This window comes from Labilibaculum manganireducens, assembly GCF_002843385.1.
Lineage (GTDB): Bacteria > Bacteroidota > Bacteroidia > Bacteroidales > Marinifilaceae > Labilibaculum > Labilibaculum manganireducens.
In genome coordinates this window covers 17,185-40,385 of sequence record NZ_MVDE01000043.1, presented here as the reverse complement: position 1 = coordinate 40,385, position 23,201 = coordinate 17,185, and the positions used below count along the sequence as shown (strand labels likewise).

The window sequence follows — 23,201 nt, the reverse complement described above, 5'->3', positions numbered from 1 at the left end:
TTTGTTGTTTTGGACAACAGGTTATGAGATCTCTCGGGATAAGATAACGTACTTTCGTCACGTCCTACTTGATTTACTCTTAGTGGTTACGGTTGACTTTTGGGTTTTCCCAATCCATAGCTCGGTTACCCACACTAATAAGCCTTATATCAAGTTTCTGTTCGTTAGAACGATGACTTTGCTGATGGCTTCCTTCAGATTTGGGGTCGCCCCCAACACCCTTGCCAATTGCTAGTTCTTCCTGTCAACTCGGCGAACTCAAGAACGTTTCATCTTGATAGCACGTTACCATGCCCGACATACTAAAATATGCCAATATCGTGATGATATTGGCATATAGACAGTTCCTGTATTTTTTTTAATCTTTTGAGTATTTATTGAAGATTGAATAATTATCAGTATAACCATGGGACGGTTCTTTAATTACCGTTTGCAATATACTATCCTCCTTCTTATTTTTCATATGTCATATGGTTATAGAATCATCTTCCTGTGTGTCAAAACATCCTTGTCATGGACGTTTCATATCTTTTAAACGGGAATAATGGTTTATGAAGTTATTCGTCTAACAATTTCACTTTCACGGACCGAATAGTAACAAAATTGATATCATCCTTTTCCTGCAATTGTTCTCTAAGATTAACAATGTCTTTTTTTACTATCGCAATATCCTCACCAGATTCAATTTTATTGTTCACCCAAAGTTTGTCTTTGCATGGAGTATGATCGATATGACAAAGCAATGTTCCCTCTTTTTCCATTTTGTCAACATAAGCCTTTTCTATGCGTGTAATTTCCACCAATCCCTGCACACAAACCAATTGCTTTTTAAATGCCGGATCGAAACTTTCCTCAGGATCATTAGGCACAATCTTTAAAATTGCACCACTTGGAGATTTCAATTTCATCTTCTTTCCATCAACTCCGCACATGTGCACAATAAGCCCAATGACCTCAACATTTTTGTTTTCGTATTGATCTGCCTTAGCAATCAAATCATCCACCGAAATTTCCAAATACTCTTTAGGAGATTGCTGACAGTAACCTGATATAGTGCAGACTATGAACAGCATAATCAGCAAAAATTTTGTTTTCATTTTAACCTGTTTTTTTGATACTTATTTTCGTCTGAAATCTATTCGCTGCACATTTTTTGCAATCTCTATTCTCTGATATATCGAATCTACAATTGTGTCGTACAGTTGATCCTTTAACACAAAATCCTCAATGCCATCATCTATATTTGGGTTGTCATTTACCTCAACCACATAAACTTTACCATCTATCATTTTTAAATCTACGCCGTACAAACCATCTCCTATTAAAGCAGATGCTTTTAAGGCTGTTTGCACCACAATTTCAGGAACCGATTCAATGCTGACAGTTTCGGAATTACCCGTTTTATCTTCCTCTTCGCCTTTCCAATTGTATATTTGCCAATGATCTTTGCACATGTAATATTTGCAGGCAAACAGTGGCGTATTATCAATAATTCCAATTCGCCAATCGAAATCGGAGTAAAGAAATTCCTGACAAACAACCATATCCGAAATTTTAAAAAGCTTATTTATTTCGGCACGGGCTTCCACTTTATCTTCAACCTTTATCACCCCTAATGAAAAAGCACTGTCGGGCTGTTTTAGCACCAAGGGATAATTCATTTGATTCAAAACTTTAGGATCAAATAGATTCTTGGTGAAAACCTCTGTTTCAGGCGTTAATAATTTATGCTTCTTAAATATTTCATTCTGATAAATCTTATTGGAACACCTTAAAATAGACCAGGGATCATCGATAACAACCAAACCTTCGGCATAAGCTGTACGCGAAAATTCATAAGTATGATCATTTACACTTGTTGTTTCCCGAATGAACAAAGCATCGAATTCATTGATTTTATCAATATCCTGCTTTGTTATAAACTCCAAATACAATCCTCTGCGATTGGCCGCACTTTTAAATTTCTGCAATGCTTTAGGGCAAGAAGGTGAATTCTCTTCCTTAGGATTTACAAGTACAGCTATATCGTACTTGTAATTAACCAGTTTAGTGCTGTGAAATCTTTTTTTATTGAAATATTTTTTGGCAAATTCATACACCGAATTTAAATCCTGCTCTGCCACCTTATTCAGGGTTAAAACCTGTACTTTTTTAATAATCCATTTTTCATCATGCTTAATAAAATCCACTTTGAACAAAGGTGCTTCGAACAATTGATGAAGCTTAGCCGCCAGCGCATTATAACCTTTGGTATTTGTTTGTCCAAAATAAATATGCAATGAAAAAGTATTTCCCTTCTCCTTATGCAGTGATTTATTGGTGTATTCCTCAATATCATAAGCAATGGAATGAATCACGTTCACGATACGAAAATCACGAATCGTAATTGTACTTGGTATAATCCGCTGCCCGCGGGCCGAAGCAAGTAAAGAAACATAATAGCCATAACTTTGATACTTATAACTGCTGCACAAGTTAAAGATTCTGAAATCAGTATTTGTCTGATATACTGGGTTATTGATATATTCCTTAACTGTAATAATCTTCGCATTTATATCTGGAAATGTCCATTTATAAGGTTGATTAATTACAATAATATTGGTTGTTTTATGAGAACATGAAGCAATATTGGTTTTAAACTCCATTTTCACAGCATCCTCTCCTTCGCCGTAATAGTCAGCTATTCTTTCGAAAGAATTAAATCCCCTTTGCTTATACCAGTCTATTAGTTTTGTGTCTTTGGCACTTACTTCAATCAATATTTTTTCATAATTCTGACGATTGGCAAATTCAAATACATGTTTAAGTAAATAATCACCATATCCCATATTTTGGTATTCGGGCAATATGGCTATAGAGTATATGCGTAATGATTTACTGTATTTAAACAAAACCAAAGCACCAATCGGCGCTCTGTTCTTATCCTTTGTTTCAACGATTAATATCTCCTGAAACTCACTTTGAATACCATGCTTGATACTCTGTTTTGTACTTTGCTGAAAAGCAGGAAAAGACTCCTCTTCTAATTTTACTAAAAAATTAAAATCATTGATGTCGGACTTTCTTATCTTAACATTCATAACACTTCTTACAGTCGTTTATAACACTGATTAATAATGGACTAACCTTACTTCTTAATTTAAATACAAATAACATTTACCACTACAAATTAAATAATAAAAGTGATTGAAGATTTACAATTTTGCAAATATTTTCACCCAATATAATCCCTAAAAAAGTCCTTATTTAACAAACACTTATTCCCACTGCAAAAAAGAGATTTATAGTGCTGACTATAAACCTCTTTACTTATACAAAACAGTTGCATTGACCACTATTTAAATACAGCTTACTTTATCGTTAAACTGGTTTTTGAGTATGCTGCCCGGCCAAACTGCAAAATATGTTCTTTCTACTCCCGCAATTTTCTTCTTAAACAAAGAATTTTAGTGACTGCATTGATGATCTTCTCCTTCGCCATGAGTATGCTGACAACTCGAACCACTATCACTTACCAGACCTGCAACATACAGCTTAACCACTTCCTCTGCATTGCCTGAACAGCCTCGAACCACTTCAATTCCTGAATTGTTCAACACATTAATTGCTCCGTTGCCAATTCCTCCGGCAAGCATTACCGTTACGCCCGCTTCAGCCAAAACCGATGCAATGTTCGATTTGCAGCCACAACCCTGTGGTGATTCCATCTTTTGTACATCAACAATTTCCTTGTTTTCTGAAATTGCAAACACATTGTAAAATTCACAATGACCAAAATGACCATCGATTTCTCTGCTGCTTGTTACTGGTACTGCTATCTTCATTTTATTTTTATTAGTTGATTTAAAACAAAAGTATCTTATCCTTTTGTTTTATAAAATTAATAAAACATTAGTTAGAACTCCGGGCTTTGATTCTCAGAATAATTCCAAATAAGGAGATAAGCCTTCCTGTTTGTATAGCATTGAATGTGAAAATGAACTTCACAAGTTATGAGATATCCCAAATTTAAAATTTCACACCCAAAGCAATCTTTATTACTATGTTTTAATGCAAAAAAAGAGCCCTCAAACGAGAGCTCTCCAACAACATTTTCTAAACTAAATAATAATCTGATAGGTAAATTTCAGAAAAGAGGACAATTCAAATATCGTGTTTGCGGCATACAAACAGATGTTCTTATTATCAATTTTAGATTAACTTTTTATCAATTCCATTTCGCGGCGGATTCCCCGGTAAAAACAACCCGAAGTTGTTGCTCCGGGCTGAAATATTATTTTCCTTTGACAAATTCTTTGTGTTAATCTTCTATTTTAGATTCTCCTTTAAAAAATCGGTCATCATACCAAACAAGTGAAAACGGGTATTTCCGCCGTAAATGCCATGATTTCGGTTGGTATACAAATGCATCCGGAATTTTTTGTTGTGTTGAACCAGCTCTTCGGCCAGCTCCAGAGTATTCTGCATGTGCACATTGTCGTCAGCTGTTCCATGTACCAGCAAGAATTTCCCTTTTAATTGATCTGCGAAGTAGATAGGAGCATATTCATCGTATCCTTTCGGATTTTCCTGCGGTGTACGCAAGTATCTTTCCGAATAAACACTATCGTAATAACGATAGGTAGTTACCGGCGCAACAGCAATTCCTGCAGCAAACACATCTGCACCGCGAAACATACACAAAGAGGACATTTGTCCGCCAAAACTCCAACCATATACGCCAATTTTATCAGCCGCAATAAAAGGTTGTTTTGCCATGTACTTTCCTGTTTCGATTAAATCGATGGCTTCCAGATTCTGAATTTGCATATAGGTGCACTTCTTGAATTTTTCTCCTCTGCCACCTGTTCCCCGGTTATCAACACAAACCACTACAAATCCTTCTTGTGCCAAATAATCTGACCAATCGAAACTATAGCGATCCAATACTTCCTGAGAGCCCGGACCGCCATAAAAGGTAAGTAAAGCAGGATATTCCTTGTTGCTGTCGAAACCAACCGGCTTCATCATCCAGGCGTTCAACTCTACACCTTCGGAGGTTGTAAAGCTGAAAAACTCACGTTTGGGCAACTGATACTCCTGCATTTTTTTCTTAAGGTCCTGGTTGTCTTCCAACGTGCGGATCAATTTTCCTTTTGCATTGTGCAAAGTCACCAAAACAGGTTGCTCATTACTCGAAAAATAATTGATGTAATATTTAAATCCCTTGCTAAAATTTGCAGTATTACTTCCCTTATCCGCGCTAAGCAAAGTAGTTTTCTTTCCTTTGATATCTACAGCATAAATTTCGCGTTGCAAAGGAGACACGGATGCTGCCTGATAGTAAAATAGTTTGCTTGCCTCATCGTAACCTAAAAATCGAGTAACCTCCCAATCGCCATTGGTTATTTGCTTTACCGGATTTCCCTGCAAATCGTACAGGTAAATGTGATTGAATCCAGACTTTTCGCTGGTGAAAATAAAATGTTTTCCATCCTTCAAAAAGCTCAAATCATCGTTAATATCAATCCATGCTTCGTTCTTCTCTTCGTACAATAATTTGGATTTTCCGCTTTCTGCATCAGCCAACAAAAGTTCATAATGATTCTGATGGCGGTTCATTCTGACAATGCTCAACACCTTCGGATCTTGTGTCCATTGCATTCTTGGAATGTATTGGTCGGTTTCTTCTCCAACATCCATTGTTTTAGTTAGTGCCGATTGCAAATCGTAAACATGAACACTCACAATAGAATTGTCTTCTCCTGCTTTTGGATATTTAAACGTATAATTTTCGGGATACAAGGCATTCTCTGTTTTCTCAGGATTGGTTCCTTTAAAAACAGTCATGTTGAACTGTTTCACCTTGCTCTCATCGAAACGCATAAAGGCAATTCGCTTGCCATCGGGCGACCATTGGTAAGCCTGACTGAAGGAAAACTCTTCCTCATAAACCCAATCGGGCGCTCCGTTAATAATGTGATTGTACTTTCCATCAAATGTAATCTGAACCTCTTTCTTCTTCTGAAGATCTTTTATGAAGAGATTGTTGTCTCGAAAAAAACAAATCTGATCGCCGGAAGGTGAAAAATCAGCCAATTGCTGTCTGCCTGCCGACAAAGCTTCCAAAGTCTTTTTCTCGCGGTCGTACACATAAAATTCTGCTGAGTAAGAATGTCGGTAAATATTCTGACGATTACTTGCAATCAAAATCTTACGCTCATCGGAAGAAAACTGGTAAGAATCTATTCTTTTAATTTTATCAGTGCCAACTTCTGCCAAATCGAAAATTATTTCTTCAGATTCACCTGTAGCGTAAGAAAACTTTTCAATTCGGATTCCATGTTTTAAAACGGTATAAGATTCTCCACTATTCATGGAACGTAATCCGTAAACAGAGCGGGCACGAAAAGTGCCATTGTTTGTGATGTCTTCGAGCGTGAAGCTCTTTTGTGCCTGCACCAGAGTCAGGCTTAACAGAGCAAATAGAAATAGTGTTAATTTTTTCATGTTTTTTTTAGTGTTTGTTGAGTTTTGAGTCAAATACCGCAATCTACTGATGTGGCATTAAAATAGTAAATGTCACATCAATTGATATCGAGCAGGATATCATCAAACAAGTATGATTTTTAGGTGGTAAGGCTTAGATAAAAACCTCGGATTGAATATAAAAGGTAAAGACCAGATTAACAAATCCAGCATTCGTAGAGACCTTTGTAGGAATGTTTGTGTAGTATGGGAACAATTCTATTCATAAATTTTTGTAGGTGAAGTAAATCTATAACTTTTTTCCGAACTCCTATTTCTGATGACCAACTACAGGCCTGATTTAAAATCGTTCTACGTAATACAAATGAATAAAACCGAACAGATAAAGTACCAAATTAATAGTTGCCTTACTACCACGACCATCATCTGACTACTACCACGACTACTAATGGTATCGTACCACGACCACCATCTGACTACTACCACGACTACTAATAGTATCGTACCACGACTACCATCTGACTACTACCACGACTACTGATGGTACCACACCACGACCATTGTATAGTACCGTACTACGACATGTGCGGCAGTGTGGCACAACAATTTTTAGTTTATCAATTCACTTTCCAAAAAAAAGCTTCCCCTTTCGGGGAAGCCTGTCAACTATTTAATTACAATAAAGGAATCTACTTAAACTCTTTTTTTAATTGCTCTACCCAAGCTTCAATTCTTTCGTTTGACAAACCTGCCTGATTCTCGATATCGAGAGCCAAACCTAAGAACTTACCATCGCGTAAAGCACGCGATTTTTCGTATTTATAGCCTTCCGGAGAAGTCAGTCCAATAACCTTTGCTCCTCGTTCTTCCAGTGCAATTGCCAAAAGACCAATTGCATCTACAAAATTTTCAGGATATCCGACCTGATCGCCTAAACCAAACAAAGCAACTGTTTTGCCTTTTAGTTTTAGATCCTCAACAGCAGGCATAAACTCATCCCAGTAGTTTGGCAATTCACCATCGAACCAGGTTGGAACACCTAATATCAGATTATCGTAGGCAAGAAAAATTTCTTCATCAACTTCCTCAACATTTACACTTTCTACTTCGGCAGAAGTTCCAAAAGCTTTCTTTATTTTTTCAGCATTCTTAGCTGTTTTGTTCGTATTGAAACTATAGAATAAACCTATTTTTTTCATCGTTTTAAGTATCTAGAACAGAGTAGATAGTAACCAGACTATTTACAGCTCCGTAAATTATTATTTTTAAGAATGTGAAGACTATCTCATTCACACATTAACTAATTTACTCAATTTCTATCAATTAGAAATCAATTAGCTCTTTAGCTGCTGCGTAAATTTTATCATTATTAGGAAGAACTGCTTTTTCCAATATACGATTAAAGCCAACCGGTGTAAATTCAGATCCAACACGCTTTACCGGAGCATCCAATTGGTTGAAAGCCTGTTCGGTAATTGTTGCCGAAATTTCAGCTCCAAATCCTGAAAACACTTTGTCTTCATGAACAACCATTACTTTATTGGTTTTTGCTACCGATTTTAGAATTGTTTCTGTATCCAATGGCACCAGTGAACGAAGATCAATTACTTCAATTTGTTTTCCTGTATCTTCGGCCAACTTATCGGCAACCTCAACACACATATGAGTTGTGTTTCCATAAGTTACGATCGTTAAATCAGCACCTTCTCTTCTTACTCTTGCTTTTCCAAACGGAACTTCAAAGTCTTCTGGTACTGCCGCCGATGCTTTAGGATCGTTATACAAAGCTTTAGGCTCCATAAATACGGTCATTCCCTTCGAACGGATGCTGGTTCGCAACAATCCTGCGGCATCATCGGCATACGATGGGTAAACAATTCGAACACCTGGGAAAGTTGCCAAAGCTCCTTCAATATTTTGCGAGTGATACAATCCGCCGCCAATATATCCACCAGATGCTAAACGCACTGTGATATTCGGTGAATACTGTCCTTTTGTTCTCCAATATTCGTGAGTTGTTTCTACAAACTGCTCCATTGCAGGCCAAAAATAATCAGCAAATTCTGCTCCTTCAACAACAATTCTGATTTTATCGTTGAAACGGCTCATTCCATTTGCTGTTCCCATGATGTAATCTTCCGCAATTGGAGCATTAAATACCCTGTCTTTACCAAATTCCTGCTGCATCCCTTTGGAAACATTAAAAATCCCGCCTTTATCTTTATTGGCAATATCCTGTCCCCAAAGAAAAGTATCCGGATTTAAACGGAATTCTGCTTTTAGTGTCTCATTCAATCCTTCAATCAACTTTTTGTTGTTGCCGGTGAAATTGTGCAATCCTTCCGGATATTTCTCAGAAACATAAGGTTCCGGAATCACAAAATCGTGAATGGATGCCGGATCAGGATCCGGTGCACTCAAACCAGCTTTGTGAGCTTTTTTAACTTCCAGTTTCACTTCAGCTTCAATAGCCAACAATTCCTCTTCCGTAAAACGCTTGTAACGAACCAACAATCTGCGGTACTTCGCCAATGGATCGTATTCTGTAACGTAGTTTAATTCGGCGTTATCACGGTACAACTCGTGCTTATCGGAATTGGAATGCGAGCCCATACGAACACAGTTGGCCTGAACAATTACCGGAGTTGAAGTCTCCAATGCAATTTGTTTTGCTTCAGTCATCGCATTCATCGAATCGAAAACATCTTTTCCGTTACAATGAATAATTTTCAAATACTTCATTCCACGGAAGTTATCAGCAACTTTTCTGTTCGCTGTCTGATCTTTCTTTGGAACCGAAATTCCATATCCGTTATCCTGAAATACAAATACTACAGGAAGCTGTTCATTGGTTGCTCCGTTAATAGCCTCGTAAACATATCCTTCCGATACCGAAGATTCTCCCTGAGAACTAATTACAACTCCTTTGTGCTTGTATTTTTTTACTGCGCGACCTAAACCTACTGCATGCAAAGTATGATTTCCTGTGCAGGAAGATACATTGTGAACATTCCATTCCGGCTTTGCAAAGTGATTCGACATGTGACGACCGCCACCTGCTACATCAGTATCTTTTGATATCCCGTTAAAAATGATCTCTTCAGCAGTTAAACCCGCCGAAATAGAGGTCAGCATATCTCTGTAATAAGGGAACAGGTGATCTGTTTTACGATCGAATACCTGCCCAACAGCCAATTGAATTCCATCATGACCGGCATAAGGAGCATGGTAAGACCAGCCAATTGCCTGCTTTAGGTAATTGGGTGCTTTCTCATCCAATGCTCTGCCCAAAGTCATCAAATGAAACCAACGACCAAGCAATTCCTTTGAGGTTTTTTTAATGCTAAACTTTTTACTTTCAGTCATCTTATCAGTTTTGTCCGTAGTACTTTCTACGGATGTTATTTCCAGTGTTTCCATGATTTAAAATGCTCTGTTACTATCAATTTCTTCCAAATAGTCTGCAATTTTTCGTAAAAAAGCTCCACCCAAAGCTCCATCAACAACCCGGTGGTCGTAGGAAAGAGACAGGAACATTTTCTGACGAACTACAATTGCATCTCCGGCCGGAGTTTCGATTACTGCAGGTTTCTTTTCAATGGTTCCAACAGCTAAAATAGCAACCTGCGGCTGATTGATAATTGGTGTACCCATTACATTTTTGAAGGATCCAAAATTCGATATAGTAAACGTACCTCCCTGAATATCATCAGGATTTAATTTATTATTTCGTGCATCGGTTGCCAAACGATTCATGTCATTTGCCAAACCAATTAGGTTTTTCTGATCTGAATTCTTTATTACCGGAACAATTAGGTTTCCACTTGGCAGAGCTACCGCAACACCAACATTAATATTCTTTCTCAGAATAACATTGTATCCGTCAACAGAGGCATTCACTCCCGGAAATTCACGTAAAGCTTTAGAAACAGCCTCAATAATAATTGGCATGTAAGTAATCTTAGTTCCTTCTTTTTTAAAGAATTCATCTTTTACTTTATTTCTCCAATTAACCATATCGGTAACATCGGCTTCTACCATTGCAGTGACGTGCGGAGATGTTTGCTTCGACATCACCATATGATCGGCAATGATTCTTCTCATACGGTCCATTTCCACAATCTGATCCTGTGCTCCGATCGACATGGATACTTTTGGTTTTTCAGCTGCCGGAGCCGGACCAGGAGCAGAAACTGTTTTAACTTCAGGAGCAGAAACAGTTGTTCCGTTGCGACTGGACAAGTAATCCAAAACATCTTGTTTTTGAACTCTTCCCTCGGTACCATGTCCGGTAATTGTTTCCAGCTCTTGAACAGTAATATTTTCACTTTTCGCAATGCTTTTCACAAGCGGAGAATAAAATCGGCCTGAAGCAGATTGAATATCAGAGGTACTTACGCTTCCTGCTGCTTCTTGAGGTATTGTTTCGGATACAGAAGTGGCAGCACTTGCCTTAACCGGCTCTTCCACATCATCTGCATCACCTAAGGCAATGATCGCAACAACCTCGCCAACAGGAACAACATCATTTTCTTTAAATCGGATTTCAATTACTTTTCCGTCTACCGGACAAGGTATTTCAGAATCCACTTTATCAGTTGCAATTTCAAAAAGCATATCATCCTCTTCCACCTGATCATTCAACTTCACGAACATTTTCGTGATAGTAGCTTCTTGTACGCTCTCGCCCAACTTAGGCATTATGATTTCAAAGCTAGACATATAACTTATAGTTTAATATTTATAATCATATTTAAATGTTTCGATACAAATATAAAAATTTATTCTTATTTAGATTTATTAAAGCTTAGAATAATTGCAATCTCTACATTACAATTTTTTATTATCGTATAGATTTCCTTGATGTGGATAAAATTATTTTATAAAAGTTACCACATTCTTATTATTCAGGTTAATTTTGAGACAGAAAAATAACATGAAATGAAAGAATTCACATTTAGCCTAGAAATCACTTCCACGCAGGAGGAAGTATATAATGCCCTAACCAATTCCTTTCAAATTGAACTTTGGACCGGTTATCCTGCTGTAATGGATGAAAATACAGGCACTGTTTTCTCTCTTTGGGAAGGAGATATTACGGGTGTTAATCTGGAAATTGTAAAAGATTATAAAATTGTTCAGGAATGGTTCTTTGGAGAAACCGAAAGTCCATCTATTGTGACCTTGCTGATTAAAAAAGCAGGTTCAAGATCTCGGATTGAACTGACTCACACCAATATACCCGATGAAGCTTACGATGAGATTGTTGAAGGTTGGAAAGATTACTATTTAGGGTCGGTTAAAAACTTTTTAGAGTTTTATTAATAGATTTTGGCCAGCAGCCCTTAACTTATGGTCAAAAAGAAAGCGCAAGTGTTTTAAAAGTACCTGCGCTTTTTCTATTTTTCAGAAGAATTATTCTACAATAATCACTTCATCGAAAATTTCAATTTTATCACCAGGACGAATTTTTGCTCTTTTACGAGTTTCCACTTCTCCATTTCGAAATACAATTCCATCTTCAACAAAAATCTTAGCCTGAGCGCCGCTTTCACTAATACGAGTCACTTTAATCAACTTAATCAACTCAATATATTCAGTTTCAATCTTAAATTTTATCATACCTATCTAGTAATTTGAATCGCAAAAGTAATCTTTTTCGCCTCTTAATGAAAAAACAAATAAGCAATTGCTATGGCGGCAACAATACCGGCAAAATCTGCAATTAATCCACAAGTAACAGCATATCTGGTATTCTTAATTCCCACAGCTCCAAAATACACGGCAATAATATAAAAAGTAGTATCTGTGGCTCCCTGCAATGTGGATGCCAGTCTGCCAACAAAGCTATCTGCTCCGTGCGTTTGCATCGCATCCACCATCATTCCTCTGGCACCACTACCACTCAATGGTTTCATTAATGCGGTAGGCAAGGCTTCTACAAAATCGGAATTTACACCAACAAAAAGACAAAACCGCCGCGCTCCTTCAATCACCAAATCCATGGTTCCTGAAGCTCTAAACACACCTATTGCAACCAAAATAGCAATCAAATAAGGAATAATTTTAATGGCAATTGAAAATCCTTCTTTTGCTCCATCGATAAAACTCTCATAAACATTCACCTTTTTTCGTGCTGCCAAAAGTATAAATGCAATGATAATTGAGAATAAGAATACGTTACTAACTACGGTAGAAATCTGAGTTATCTGATCCTTTTCCAAGCTTGAGAAATAAGTTATCAACCCTATAATAAAGACAGTTAATCCTCCCAGATAAGCCAAAACAACTTTATCCCATAGTTTTATTTTCTGCACAATGGCAACACTAATCAAACCGGCCAGTGTAGAAAAATAAGTTGCCAGTAGTATAGGTATAAAAATATCAGAAGGATTCACAGCTCCTAATTGTGCCCTGTAAACCATAATGGATATTGGAATAATCGTTAATCCGGAAGTATTCAGCACCAAAAACATAATTTGTGCATTGGATGCGGTGTCCTCCGATGGATTAACAGACTGCATTTCCTTCATAGCCTTTAATCCTAATGGCGTAGCTGCATTATCCAAACCGAGCATATTTGCAGCTAAATTCATCATTATTGAACCATGTGCGGCATGTCCTTTGGGTATTTCAGGAAACAACTTGTTGAAAAACGGACCGATTAAACGGGAAAAAACTTTTACAATTCCTCCGTTTTCCCCAATTTTCATTATTCCTAACCACAAGGTTAGAACACCTGTTAAGCCAAGAGAAATATCAAAACCTGTTTTAGCCATATCGAATGTGGAGTTTACCATATTAGGGAATACCTCCATATCACCAAAAACGATCAACTTGATCAATCCAACAACAAAAGCAACAACAAAAAAGAAAATCCAAAGGTAATTTAAGGCCATAAACTTATTTTTAATGTATTAAAATGTGGTTAAATACTACTTATTTCTCTGGTTTTCCTGTATCAATTCCAATCTTTCTTTTGGATAAGACTCATTCGATTTCAAATTCTCAGCCTTTCTGTAATAGAAACGGGCAACAGAATAATTTCCCTTATCGTATGCTTCATCTGCCTGGGTAACAACTTTTTTATACTCAGCCTCAAGCTTCTGATTTTTCTTCGAATTGATAAACTCCTCAATTTTATCCAATTGCTTATTGGCATATTTTTCAGAAGTATCTAAGTCCTTGGCTTTCTGATAATAGAATTTTGCTACGGAATAGTTCTTTTTAGTCAACTCTTCATCACCTCGGGCAATTAACTTACGATATTCCTCTGTTAGTTCAGAATTCTTACCTTCTCTTATCAATTTATCAATTTCCTTTAATTTCTTTTTAGGATAATCTCTATCGAATAATTCAAGAGCTCTTTCATACATCACCTTCGCTACCGTAAAATGCGATGCGTTAAATGAATCATCAGCCTTTGCAATTTTTGATGCATATTCCCGTTCCTTTGCAATAGATAGTTTTTTCTCAAAATTAGTTGGGTTGTTTGAAACAACCTCCTTGTCAGCCAGCTTTAAAGCTTCCACTAATTTCTCAATCTCTTCCAATTTCTGCTTAGGATACTCCTCTTCCGGCTTCATACTAAGTGCTGAATTGAAATGATGACGTGCAACACTAAATTGCTCTTCTTTCAGAAATTTATCTCCTAATTTTATTTCCTCGCCATATAAACGATTCAACTCTTTCAACTTTTCAGCTTCTCTTGCTTGCTGCTCCAGTAATACTTCAATTCTCTTTAGCTGATTTTTAGGATAAGATTCTGCTGGTTTTAAATCCAATGCTCCCTGATACTTTCCAATTGCGGCTATGTAGTCTTCCCGGCCAAAAAACTGATCTGCTTCCTCAAGCAAAGCTTTGTACTGATACTGTAATGTTGATTTTTCCTCTTCCAACCTCTCCAACTCTTTCAATATCAATTTAATTTCTTCTATTTGATTCGGAGGATAAACATCCTTTGGCTTCAGCTTTTGAGCCTTTTCATACTCCCCAATTGCAGATTGCCATCTTTTTCCTTCATAATATTTATCAGCAAGAGCGATGCAATTACTATACTCTCTTTCAGTGGCTTGTAAAGCCTCAGCAATTCTGGCTTCTTCTTCAGCCTTGGCTTTCAGCTGTTTCACGATGTCGTCAATCTTCTGAATCTGAGTTTTTGGATAACTTTCATTACTCCTGATTTCTAAAGCCAAAATATAGTTTTTTCTCGCTGATTCATAAGATTCTGAAGAAAATTGAGAATCGGCTAAAGCAATAAATGAATTGTATTTTTCATCCAGTCCCTTTTTCTCTATAGCCAATCTAGCTTCTTCCTCGGCCAAACGTTTCTGTTCAGACAAAATATCATCAATTTTTTGGATTTGTGCCTTTGGGTAAGATTCCTTCCCCTTTAATTCTAAAGCATCCGTATAGCTCGTTCGAGACGATTGGTAATCACTGCTGGAAAACTGAGAGTCTGCCAACGCAATAATTGATGCATATTTATCATCTAAAGCTTTCTTTTGCGATGCCAATCGAGCTGCTTCATTAGCCTCTGCCTGTAGGTTAGCCAGTAACTCATCAATTTTTTGAATTTGAGTTTTGGGATACACTTCTCCAGCTTTTAAACGCAAAGCTTCCGTATAATTGGTTTTGGCTGATTGATATTCTTCTGATGAAAATTGGGTATCAGCCAACTTAATGACAGATGCATATTTTTCATCCAGGGCTTTTTTCTCAGCTAACAAACGTTTTGCATTTTCCGCTTCAGTTTGCTGATTTGCCAATATGTCATCAATCTTTTGGATTTGAAATTTAGGGTAAACTTCGTCAATCTTCAAACTTAAAGCATCGGAATAACTTGTTTTAGAAGCCTGATAATCATTAGATGAAAATTGAGAATCGGCTAATTTGATTATAGATGCATATTTTTCGTCCAAGGCTTTCTTTTCAGCAAGTAAACGAGTAGCCTTATCAGCTTCCGCTTGCTGAGCATCCAATATCTCATTGATCTTTTGAATTTGAGTTTTTGGATACATCTCTGCCAACTTTAAATTTAACGCATCCTTGTATGTGTTTTTTGCAGAATCATAATCGCCTGATGAAAACTGTGAATCGGCCAACGCAACAACAGATGCATATTTTTCATCCAAGGCTTTCTTTTCAGCAAGCAAGCGAGCGGACTCATCAGCTTCAGCTAATTGCTGTGCCAATATTCCATCAATCTTCTGAATTTGAAATTTTGGATATGTCTCGTTTACTTTCAAACTCAATGCATCTGAATAAGTGGACTTTGAAGTCTGATAGTCGCCGGCTGAAAATTGAGAATCAGCCAAACTAATGATCGATGCATATTTTTCATCCAAAGCTTTCTTTTCAGCAAGCAAGCGAGCGGCCTCATCAGCTTCAGCCAGTTGCTTTGCCAATATCCCATCAATTTTTTGGATTTGAGATTTTGGATATGTTTCGTTTGCTTTCAAACTCAATGCATCTGAATAAGTAGACTTTGAAGTCTGATAGTCACCGGATGAAAATTGAGAATCAGCCAAACTAATGATCGATGCATATTTTTCATCCAAGACTTTCTTTTCAGTAAGCAAGCGAGCGGCCTCATCAGCTTCAGCCTGCTGATCTGCTAAGATCCCATCAATCTTCAGTATTTGAGATTTTGGATACTCCTCCTCAGATTTCAAACTTAAAGCATCTGAATAACTGTTTTTCGAGGACTGATAATCGCCGGAGGAAAACTGAGAATCAGCCAAATTAATGATCGATGCATATTTTTCATCCAAGGCTTTCTTTGCAGCAAGCAAGCGAGCAGCCTCATCAGCTTCAGCTTGCTGGTCTGCCAAGATCCCATCAATCTTTTGAATTTGCGATTTTGGATAAACCTCTCCGGTCTTCAAACTCAAAGCTTCTGCATAATTTGTTTTGGAAGACTGATAGTCTCCATCTGAAAACTGCGAATCAGCAATTGCAATTATTGATGCATACTTCTCTTCCATAGCTTTTTTATCGGCATCTAACTGTGCTTGTTGCGCCAATAAATCACTAATTTTCTGAATCTGGTTTTTAGGATATGCTTCGTTTGGTTTTACTTCTAAAGCACTTGTATAGTTCGCTTTAGAAAGTTTATAATCCTTTGTCCCGAATTGGTTATCAGCTTGAGTGATTAATGCTAAATACCTTTCTTCCAAGGCTTTTTGCTCTGCTTCGAGACGGGCTTTTTCCTCCGCATTAGCCAGCTCCTGCCCTATCAATTCATCAATTTTTTGCAATTGTGCTTTTGGATAATCCTCATCAGGCATAATTGCCAAAGCCTCATTATAGCCTGCTTTCGACAGATCATATTTTTTTGCATTAAAATTAACATCACCTCTTTGAATCGCCGCCTTGTAAGCTCGTTCTTTTGCCAATCTTTGCGCCTCTAACTCTGCCGCTCTTTTTTTGGCTTCTTCCTCAGCTTTTTTAATTGCATCTCTAATTTGCGCATCGTAATCCCGATCATAATCGAAGTCATCTAATTCCTTATCGTACATGATCATTCCCATGGGTTGATCAAAAACGGAAAGATCAAGCCCCTCATAAGCTGGAAATAAGGAAACCATAAATTTAAAGGGTGGAAATTGATTGTCCCTGCTAAGAATATCTAATGGTACAAAAGTGGAAATGCTAACTTTCTTGGTAACAAATCCCTCTTTCGAAAACTCGAAAATATATTCATTTCCAAAATCCAATTCGTATTCAAACTTACCACTATTATCAACAATTCCCGACTCCATCTTTTCTGCATTTTTTAAAATGGTAATTCGAGTATTCTCAATACTTCCATTTTCAATCTTTACTTTTCCGAAAATTGAATATTTATCCTGAGCAACAGCGAAATCAGGAAAACAACACAGAAAGAATAAAAAAATAGAAAAAACTGTTAATATGTGAAATTTTGAAGGATTATTCATATCAAAAAAAACGCTTTTACTTTATCATAAAAAAAATAGACTTATCAGCCACTTCTTCTTGCAAATTAATAAAATCTAATGCAATAATGGTAAAGTTAAAATTTTGAAATGAAAACAGAGGATTATAAACTAAATAAAGCTATTTGCACTTGCAAACAGCTTTATCAAATATTTCTCTAAACTTCTAAACAAAAAGAGTTTCCATATCAAATATTGAGCTGACATCTCTTAAAATATCCTTTTCTTCCGATAAACAAATGCTTTCTTTTGTTTTCTCACCCCATTCATTATAATATATTACCATTTTCTTCAGGATTCCTAAAGAACACAATCTGTAATTAGCTTCATCACAAATTTCCATAGCTGAATTAAAATGTCTTTCCACCTGAACGCGATTCCCTTCTGAAAACTGAACAGAACTAAGAAACGAATGATAATATATTTGCAGGAAATAATTTTTTGAAGCTAATATTTCACTTTCGCATGATTTTAAAAACTCAATTTGAGTTTTAGTCATTTCCATACCTAAACTATGCTGCGCAGATAATTTATAGCATTGCAGAATTCTGTAATTTAAACTTGATTTTTTCGACTCAGTTGTTTTATACAAATGCTCAACATCATCAATTAATTGAAGAACCTTATGAAAGGATTTCATATAAATCAATACCATACAAATAACAAGCTCAAATTCACCATTAAGTGAATAATTATCATCCAGATGATTATAAGCCATTTCCCTGTGATAAAACATCATTAAAATCTCAATTTCATTAGATTCCTTACTGATGAAATGATTGTAAATCAAAATACTGGCAAGCCTCATTGAGATATCAATTCCTGTGCATGACAAATCAATCTCTTCTGCATTTAATTCCTGATAATACTGTTCTATATTCTCTATATCCATGGTAAATACAGAATTCAACAGCAACAGTGAATGTGACTTTATTCGTACACTTTTAGATTGTCCTTTTTTTGCAAAAATTTCTAATATAGCCTTATCTCCTTTACTAATATTATAGATATCTGGAAAATCCTTAAACAGATACTTTTCAGCTCGTTTCTGTGTTGCAAAATGTTCCATTAACTCTATTTTCCGATCATCTGAATAAATCGCTGAATTAAGAACGGTATCAATCACCTCACGATCTGAAAGTGTCTCGTCACTTAATTCAAAAAAGTTTTTTAATTCCAGATGTTTCCCATTATAGAAAGCATTCGTGTATAAAAAGCTAATTAGTCTATTTTTAATATCAAAACCAGAATACTCATCTTCAACAGTTTTAATCAGCTGAAAATCAACCCCTCCGTTTTGCTGAATGAGATTAAAACCAATCAAAGTCTCACATAAGGACTCACTGGTAATTTTCACATACTTACAATAACTATTGTGTTCATTTATGGTGATAAATTCGGTTAACAAACCATATGAAATTAATTCCTCATAGGCACAAAAGTAATTCCCTGCAGTTTTCAGATGGATTGGAAAAGCATCCCGCAATTCCATTTTTTTTGCAGCGACTCCATTCTTCCCATGTTCAATCAATTTCAAAATACCATATAAAATATCCATCTTCTCTTCCGAAAATCTGGAATAAAACACTTTGTTTCTTAAAAATTCATTTAACAACTCTTGCCCCTGATTATTGCCATAATGCTTATTCGGATTGTATAATTTCACGAATAATTCCAGATAAAAAGGATTAGAAATCATTTTCTTTTGTTGGAAGGACAATTCCTTAACTGAAAATTGAGTCGAAAAACTATTATTGATTGTACGATCAATAACATATTCAATTTCATCATTTGTTAAAGGATATAGATTCTGATAATCCTGAGAATCTACTTTCAAACCCAGCTCATACCAACTATTTTGAATAGCATTTCCTTTTATTACAAATGGTAAGGCAAATTTCTCCCAAGTTGAGCAACGGGAAGTTATTATTAGTTTTATCTTATCAGAATCCTTATAATTTGATATAAACTGTTTTATCTGAAGAAACAGCCTTTCTAGTTTAATATTATCATATGTGATTTCATCAAGCGCATCGATGGCAAATATTATTCGAGCGTCACAATCTTTAGGATTTTCAAGAAAATGTTTCAAAGTATCCTTCTCTGTAAAATCTAATTGATCCTGAATCCAACGATCCAAGCTGAAATCCTTATTTATAAAACTAAGCATGAATGATGCATTCAGATATAAAATGACATCATCACTTTGTTTTCTAATCCAATTTTTCTCGAACCACTTGGCTAACATAGTGGATTTGCCAAAACCTCCCGGAGCAATAAAACCAGTTGCCATTTTCGATGAATTCAAAAAACATCTAATTCTTTCTTCGGCATGAAACCGACTAACAACTGAATGAAATGGAATACCTGATTGCCCGGCAACTAATTGATACGTTTCCTTACTGAGTTCGAGTGATTTTTCATATAAATCATTCCAATTTCTTTTTTTCTTATAAGTAGATTTTATAGTACCACCCTGTGAAGCACAAAATTGCTCCCAAGTTGAATAACCAACATAAATGGAAAGTGTACTCAATGTAAATTTTGCTGGAGTAGTCCTTGTTTTTAAGAATCCATAAATTCGCCGAATAGTGGTAGTACTAATCCGGTATCCGGTTTCCTCGCAAATTTCATCAGCCAAAATACGACACGCTTTAGTATACAATAGCTCTGAACCAAACTTCTTTAAAACTTCCGATTTCAGTCGTTCAATCATTGTCGTAATAGTATATTGGAGTGATCTTAATCAAATTTCGGATGAAAGTAAATAAGAAATCTCATCGCGACAATCCACAATTTATCTTCAGGGACAATAAATTTATATCTGTGTTGTTTCAGCTTATAGTAACGTGATGATACTATCAATCGCGAAAACACTTGATTAAAACAATATTTAAGACCCATAAATACGCCAACAATAACAATATCTTTATTATATGGAATAACCACAAAACCCTAGTTTGGGTTTCATAAAATAAAATTTTCCCGGCCTTACCAATAGGTAAAACCGGGAATTCAAATCTTTCTTGTAAAATACAAATCTTTCTACTTAAGCCTTAAAAGATTTTAAATCCAATTTTAAGTCTTGGGTATGACATAGCATTCATGAATGTTGTTTTTTGATCAGCACCTTGAACACCTGGCATTTTAACAATTTCGGTATGTTGATACATAAAATTAAAAACATTCACCTCAAGTCCTATAAATAAAGACTGAGTAAAATAGTAATCAACTCCACCTACCAAAGCACCACCGAAACCAATAGCCTCTGCAGTTGCAACTCCACCTCCTTCAGAATTCACACTGTAATCACCCTTATCATCTTTCAACCAAGAAATCTGATTTTTCTCAAGACGCTCGTACATAAAATTAAAACGACCTCCCAAATAAAAATCAGTATTTCTCAGTGCTTTCACATCCTGATCAAATTTGAAATGATAATCAGCACCAGCAGACAAGTAAAGCTTATGATTTGTTGTTTCAGGACTTCCCTGAATAGCCGGGATCTCTGATCCTTCGATTACATTCCCTTTAGAATCACTCATTGGTGACACTCCACTATAAGCTTCTTCACCCGGAGTAGATTTGTAGCCATATGAACCAAACAAGTTTAAGGAGATCTTGTCACTTAAAAAATAATTTAACGAAACACCCGCCATATTAGTTATTGACGCTGGTTGCTTTACTGAGAAATTATCATCAGCACCTAATCTTGAAACATAATAATTGCTAAAATTATCATATACAGAATAATTAGGTAATACAGCTGGATCTATGTCAGTAACGTCATTATCACCTAATACCAATGCAACCGTGAAATTGCCTTTTTTTGGCAACAATTCCATTTTACCTTGAGAATATACAGCAGTACACAATAAAAGTGATAAGGAAATCAAAGAAATAATTTTTCTACACATAACTCTTTGTTTTTGAATTTGATTTCATAAGAGCCTCCCCCCAAGAGAGAAGACTCTGTATTTTCACTTCTAGTTTAATAAAGCATTGTATTCAGCTTGTCTGGCGTCTAAGTCTGCTTTAGCTTTAGCAACCAATAATTTAAGTGTTTCAATGTTACTTTCCGCTTTCGCGATAACTAGTTCTTGATCTCGAACTGCTTTAGCTTGATCGTAATCTCCAGCCACAATTTCAGCAAGAGTTTTCTCTGCTGCGTAGATAGCTTTTTCAACAGTTGGGATATCACCAACTACTTCAGTTCCATCTTTTAATGTTCCACCTGCTAAGGCTTTAATAGCATCATCAATATTATCAGCCATATTGTCAAGAGTCGCTGATGTTTTTTCCTCAGTAGAAGTATTATAAATGAATACTAAAGCATTCAAACGATCAACCTCTTTTTTAATTGCAGAAATAGCTTCAGCTTCAGCAGTAACAGCAGCATCAGCAGCAGTAGCAGCGGCCGCGGCAACCAGATCAGCAGCATCTTTAGCATCAGCAGCATCTTTGGCAGCAGCTTTAGCAACATCTTCAGCCGCAATAGCTGCAGTATAAGCAGCATTTAATTCTGCTACCTTAGCATCAAAAGTAGCTACGAAATCATCAGAGATAGCTTTTTTAGCAATATAATCTTTAGTTAGAGCGGCTAACTCTTCTTCTAATAATTCTGTCTCATATGTAGTTAGACCTGGAGCATCAAGTTCATCTTGCTTAGCATCCATAGCATCTTTAGCAGCTGACGTTTCATTTTTAGCAGCATCAAAACCAGCTTGTCTGGCTGCAACTGTCAAGTAAATACCTTTTTCAAGGCTAGAAGCAGCACCAGCATTTTCTCCAACCCAAGTCGTAATATCATCATATGCAGCAGCAACAACATCACCAGCAGCAGTAACAGCATCAGCAGCATTTTTAGCAACATCAGCAGCAACATCAGCAGCAGCATCAGCAGCATCTTTAGCAACAATAGCAGCAGCTACATCAGCATTTGTTTTATTAGTTTGAATTGTCTCAGCTGCCAATTGCTCAGCTACCTTAGCATCTCTTTTAACAATAAAAGCATCCCAATCATTGGTTTCTTTTAGGTCGCTTACTACTTTTAAGCTAGCAACATATCCAGCTTTGGTAGTGTTTAAAAGTGCAATTTCTGCTTCTTTATTACCTTTAACATCAATATTATCAAAATCATACTTAGCACCAGCTAATGCATACTTAGCATTAATCAAATCAGCATTTGCATCTAATAAATCATTTGTTGATGCATTCCATACTCCATAAGCCCCTGTATACTTACCATAAGCCAAATTTAATGCGTCATCTTTACGTCTCACTAAATCGTTGGCTATCACAGTAAAATCATATTCAGCTGTTATCTTTTGTCCTTCTAAAGCAATTTTAGCATTTTCAAGGGATATTAATGCGTTAGATAAAACAACTTTGTCATTCGCCAACTGAAGCATAGCATTATCACTCCTTACTTGCGCTTCCGCAATTTCCATTGCATTTAAAGCTTCAGTTTTAGCATTCGCAAGTTGTTTAGCTTTAACGTCAGCTTCCTTAAGAGCTGCTTCAAAGTTCTTAAGAGCTGCTTCTGCATTTCTATAGGCAGCATTCGCCTCTTCAACTGTGGCTTTTGCCAGATTAATAGCCGCTTCAGATTTAAAATACTCTGCTCTGGCATTTCTCATATTTGCAACAGAATCAGACTCTTCATAAGTTTCACAAGCAACAAAACCAAGTGCCAATAAACCAAGAGATAATAATTTCAACTTCATAACTGTTTTTGTTTTATATTAAAAATTCACATTAAAAACAAAACATATT

Annotated in this window: 14 protein-coding genes; 1 reads left to right on the top strand and 13 read right to left on the bottom strand. The window is 36.2% G+C overall.

Annotated features, from left to right (window positions below; translation table 11 throughout):
* Positions 1–557 precede the first annotated feature (557 nt).
* From BZG01_RS19115 to BZG01_RS19080, 7 genes are all read right to left on the bottom strand, one after another.
* Positions 558–1,097, bottom strand: a complete 540-nt coding sequence (locus tag BZG01_RS19115) for a hypothetical protein (protein WP_101311444.1) — start codon at positions 1,095–1,097, stop codon at positions 558–560.
* Positions 1,098–1,118: 21 nt separating this feature from the next.
* Complete coding sequence (locus BZG01_RS19110; protein WP_101311443.1) at positions 1,119–3,080, bottom strand: GNAT family N-acetyltransferase; 1,962 nt, start codon at positions 3,078–3,080, stop codon at positions 1,119–1,121.
* Positions 3,081–3,446: 366 nt separating this feature from the next.
* Complete coding sequence (locus BZG01_RS19105) at positions 3,447–3,824, bottom strand: NifB/NifX family molybdenum-iron cluster-binding protein (RefSeq protein WP_101311442.1); 378 nt, start codon at positions 3,822–3,824, stop codon at positions 3,447–3,449.
* Between the two features lie 484 nt (positions 3,825–4,308).
* Positions 4,309–6,489 carry a S9 family peptidase gene (locus BZG01_RS19095; protein WP_101311440.1) on the bottom strand — a complete coding sequence of 727 codons (2,181 nt, stop codon included), beginning with the start codon at positions 6,487–6,489 and terminating at the stop codon, positions 4,309–4,311.
* Between the two features lie 668 nt (positions 6,490–7,157).
* The gene (locus tag BZG01_RS19090; protein WP_101311439.1) at positions 7,158–7,667 is read right to left on the bottom strand and encodes a flavodoxin; all 510 of its coding nucleotides are present in this window, start codon (positions 7,665–7,667) and stop codon (positions 7,158–7,160) included.
* Positions 7,668–7,791: 124 nt separating this feature from the next.
* On the bottom strand, positions 7,792–9,888 hold the full coding sequence (locus tag BZG01_RS19085; RefSeq protein WP_245870433.1) for an alpha-ketoacid dehydrogenase subunit alpha/beta: 2,097 nt from the start codon (positions 9,886–9,888) through the stop codon (positions 7,792–7,794).
* A gap of 3 nt (positions 9,889–9,891) precedes the next feature.
* Positions 9,892–11,190, bottom strand: a complete 1,299-nt coding sequence (locus tag BZG01_RS19080; protein WP_101311438.1) for a dihydrolipoamide acetyltransferase family protein — start codon at positions 11,188–11,190, stop codon at positions 9,892–9,894.
* 219 nt (positions 11,191–11,409) lie between these two features.
* Between BZG01_RS19080 and BZG01_RS19075 the strand changes: the two genes are divergently transcribed.
* The gene (locus BZG01_RS19075; RefSeq protein WP_101311437.1) at positions 11,410–11,793 is read left to right on the top strand and encodes an SRPBCC domain-containing protein; all 384 of its coding nucleotides are present in this window, start codon (positions 11,410–11,412) and stop codon (positions 11,791–11,793) included.
* Positions 11,794–11,883: 90 nt separating this feature from the next.
* On the opposite strand, the gene BZG01_RS19070 is transcribed toward BZG01_RS19075, so the two are convergent.
* The 6 genes from BZG01_RS19070 to BZG01_RS21655 form a co-directional block, all read right to left on the bottom strand.
* Entirely contained in the window at positions 11,884–12,090 is a 207-nt protein-coding gene (locus tag BZG01_RS19070; protein WP_156196232.1) for an RNA-binding S4 domain-containing protein, read from the bottom strand.
* Positions 12,091–12,134: 44 nt separating this feature from the next.
* Positions 12,135–13,367, bottom strand: a complete 1,233-nt coding sequence (locus BZG01_RS19065; RefSeq protein ID WP_101311436.1) for a nucleoside recognition domain-containing protein — start codon at positions 13,365–13,367, stop codon at positions 12,135–12,137.
* 36 nt (positions 13,368–13,403) lie between these two features.
* Positions 13,404–17,408, bottom strand: coding sequence for a hypothetical protein (locus BZG01_RS19060; protein WP_101311435.1), 4,005 nt, complete (start codon positions 17,406–17,408; stop codon positions 13,404–13,406).
* Positions 17,409–17,592: 184 nt separating this feature from the next.
* Positions 17,593–20,142, bottom strand: a complete 2,550-nt coding sequence (locus BZG01_RS19055) for an NACHT domain-containing protein (RefSeq protein WP_101311434.1) — start codon at positions 20,140–20,142, stop codon at positions 17,593–17,595.
* Positions 20,143–20,482: 340 nt separating this feature from the next.
* Complete coding sequence (locus BZG01_RS19050; RefSeq protein WP_101311433.1) at positions 20,483–21,343, bottom strand: BT1926 family outer membrane beta-barrel protein; 861 nt, start codon at positions 21,341–21,343, stop codon at positions 20,483–20,485.
* 69 nt (positions 21,344–21,412) lie between these two features.
* Complete coding sequence (locus tag BZG01_RS21655; RefSeq protein WP_101311432.1) at positions 21,413–23,152, bottom strand: hypothetical protein; 1,740 nt, start codon at positions 23,150–23,152, stop codon at positions 21,413–21,415.
* Positions 23,153–23,201: the final 49 nt, after the last annotated feature.

Coding starts and splice junctions, on each gene's coding strand:
- BZG01_RS19115 (WP_101311444.1), bottom strand. CDS start 1,097: ATGAAAACAAAATTTTTGCTGATTATGCTGTTCATAGTCTGCACTATA.
- BZG01_RS19110 (WP_101311443.1), bottom strand. CDS start 3,080: ATGAATGTTAAGATAAGAAAGTCCGACATCAATGATTTTAATTTTTTA.
- BZG01_RS19105 (WP_101311442.1), bottom strand. CDS start 3,824: ATGAAGATAGCAGTACCAGTAACAAGCAGCAGAGAAATCGATGGTCAT.
- BZG01_RS19095 (WP_101311440.1), bottom strand. CDS start 6,489: ATGAAAAAATTAACACTATTTCTATTTGCTCTGTTAAGCCTGACTCTG.
- BZG01_RS19090 (WP_101311439.1), bottom strand. CDS start 7,667: ATGAAAAAAATAGGTTTATTCTATAGTTTCAATACGAACAAAACAGCT.
- BZG01_RS19085 (WP_245870433.1), bottom strand. CDS start 9,888: ATGGAAACACTGGAAATAACATCCGTAGAAAGTACTACGGACAAAACT.
- BZG01_RS19080 (WP_101311438.1), bottom strand. CDS start 11,190: ATGTCTAGCTTTGAAATCATAATGCCTAAGTTGGGCGAGAGCGTACAA.
- BZG01_RS19075 (WP_101311437.1), top strand. CDS start 11,410: ATGAAAGAATTCACATTTAGCCTAGAAATCACTTCCACGCAGGAGGAA.
- BZG01_RS19070 (WP_156196232.1), bottom strand. CDS start 12,090: ATGATAAAATTTAAGATTGAAACTGAATATATTGAGTTGATTAAGTTG.
- BZG01_RS19065 (WP_101311436.1), bottom strand. CDS start 13,367: ATGGCCTTAAATTACCTTTGGATTTTCTTTTTTGTTGTTGCTTTTGTT.
- BZG01_RS19060 (WP_101311435.1), bottom strand. CDS start 17,408: ATGAATAATCCTTCAAAATTTCACATATTAACAGTTTTTTCTATTTTT.
- BZG01_RS19055 (WP_101311434.1), bottom strand. CDS start 20,142: ATGATTGAACGACTGAAATCGGAAGTTTTAAAGAAGTTTGGTTCAGAG.
- BZG01_RS19050 (WP_101311433.1), bottom strand. CDS start 21,343: ATGTGTAGAAAAATTATTTCTTTGATTTCCTTATCACTTTTATTGTGT.
- BZG01_RS21655 (WP_101311432.1), bottom strand. CDS start 23,152: ATGAAGTTGAAATTATTATCTCTTGGTTTATTGGCACTTGGTTTTGTT.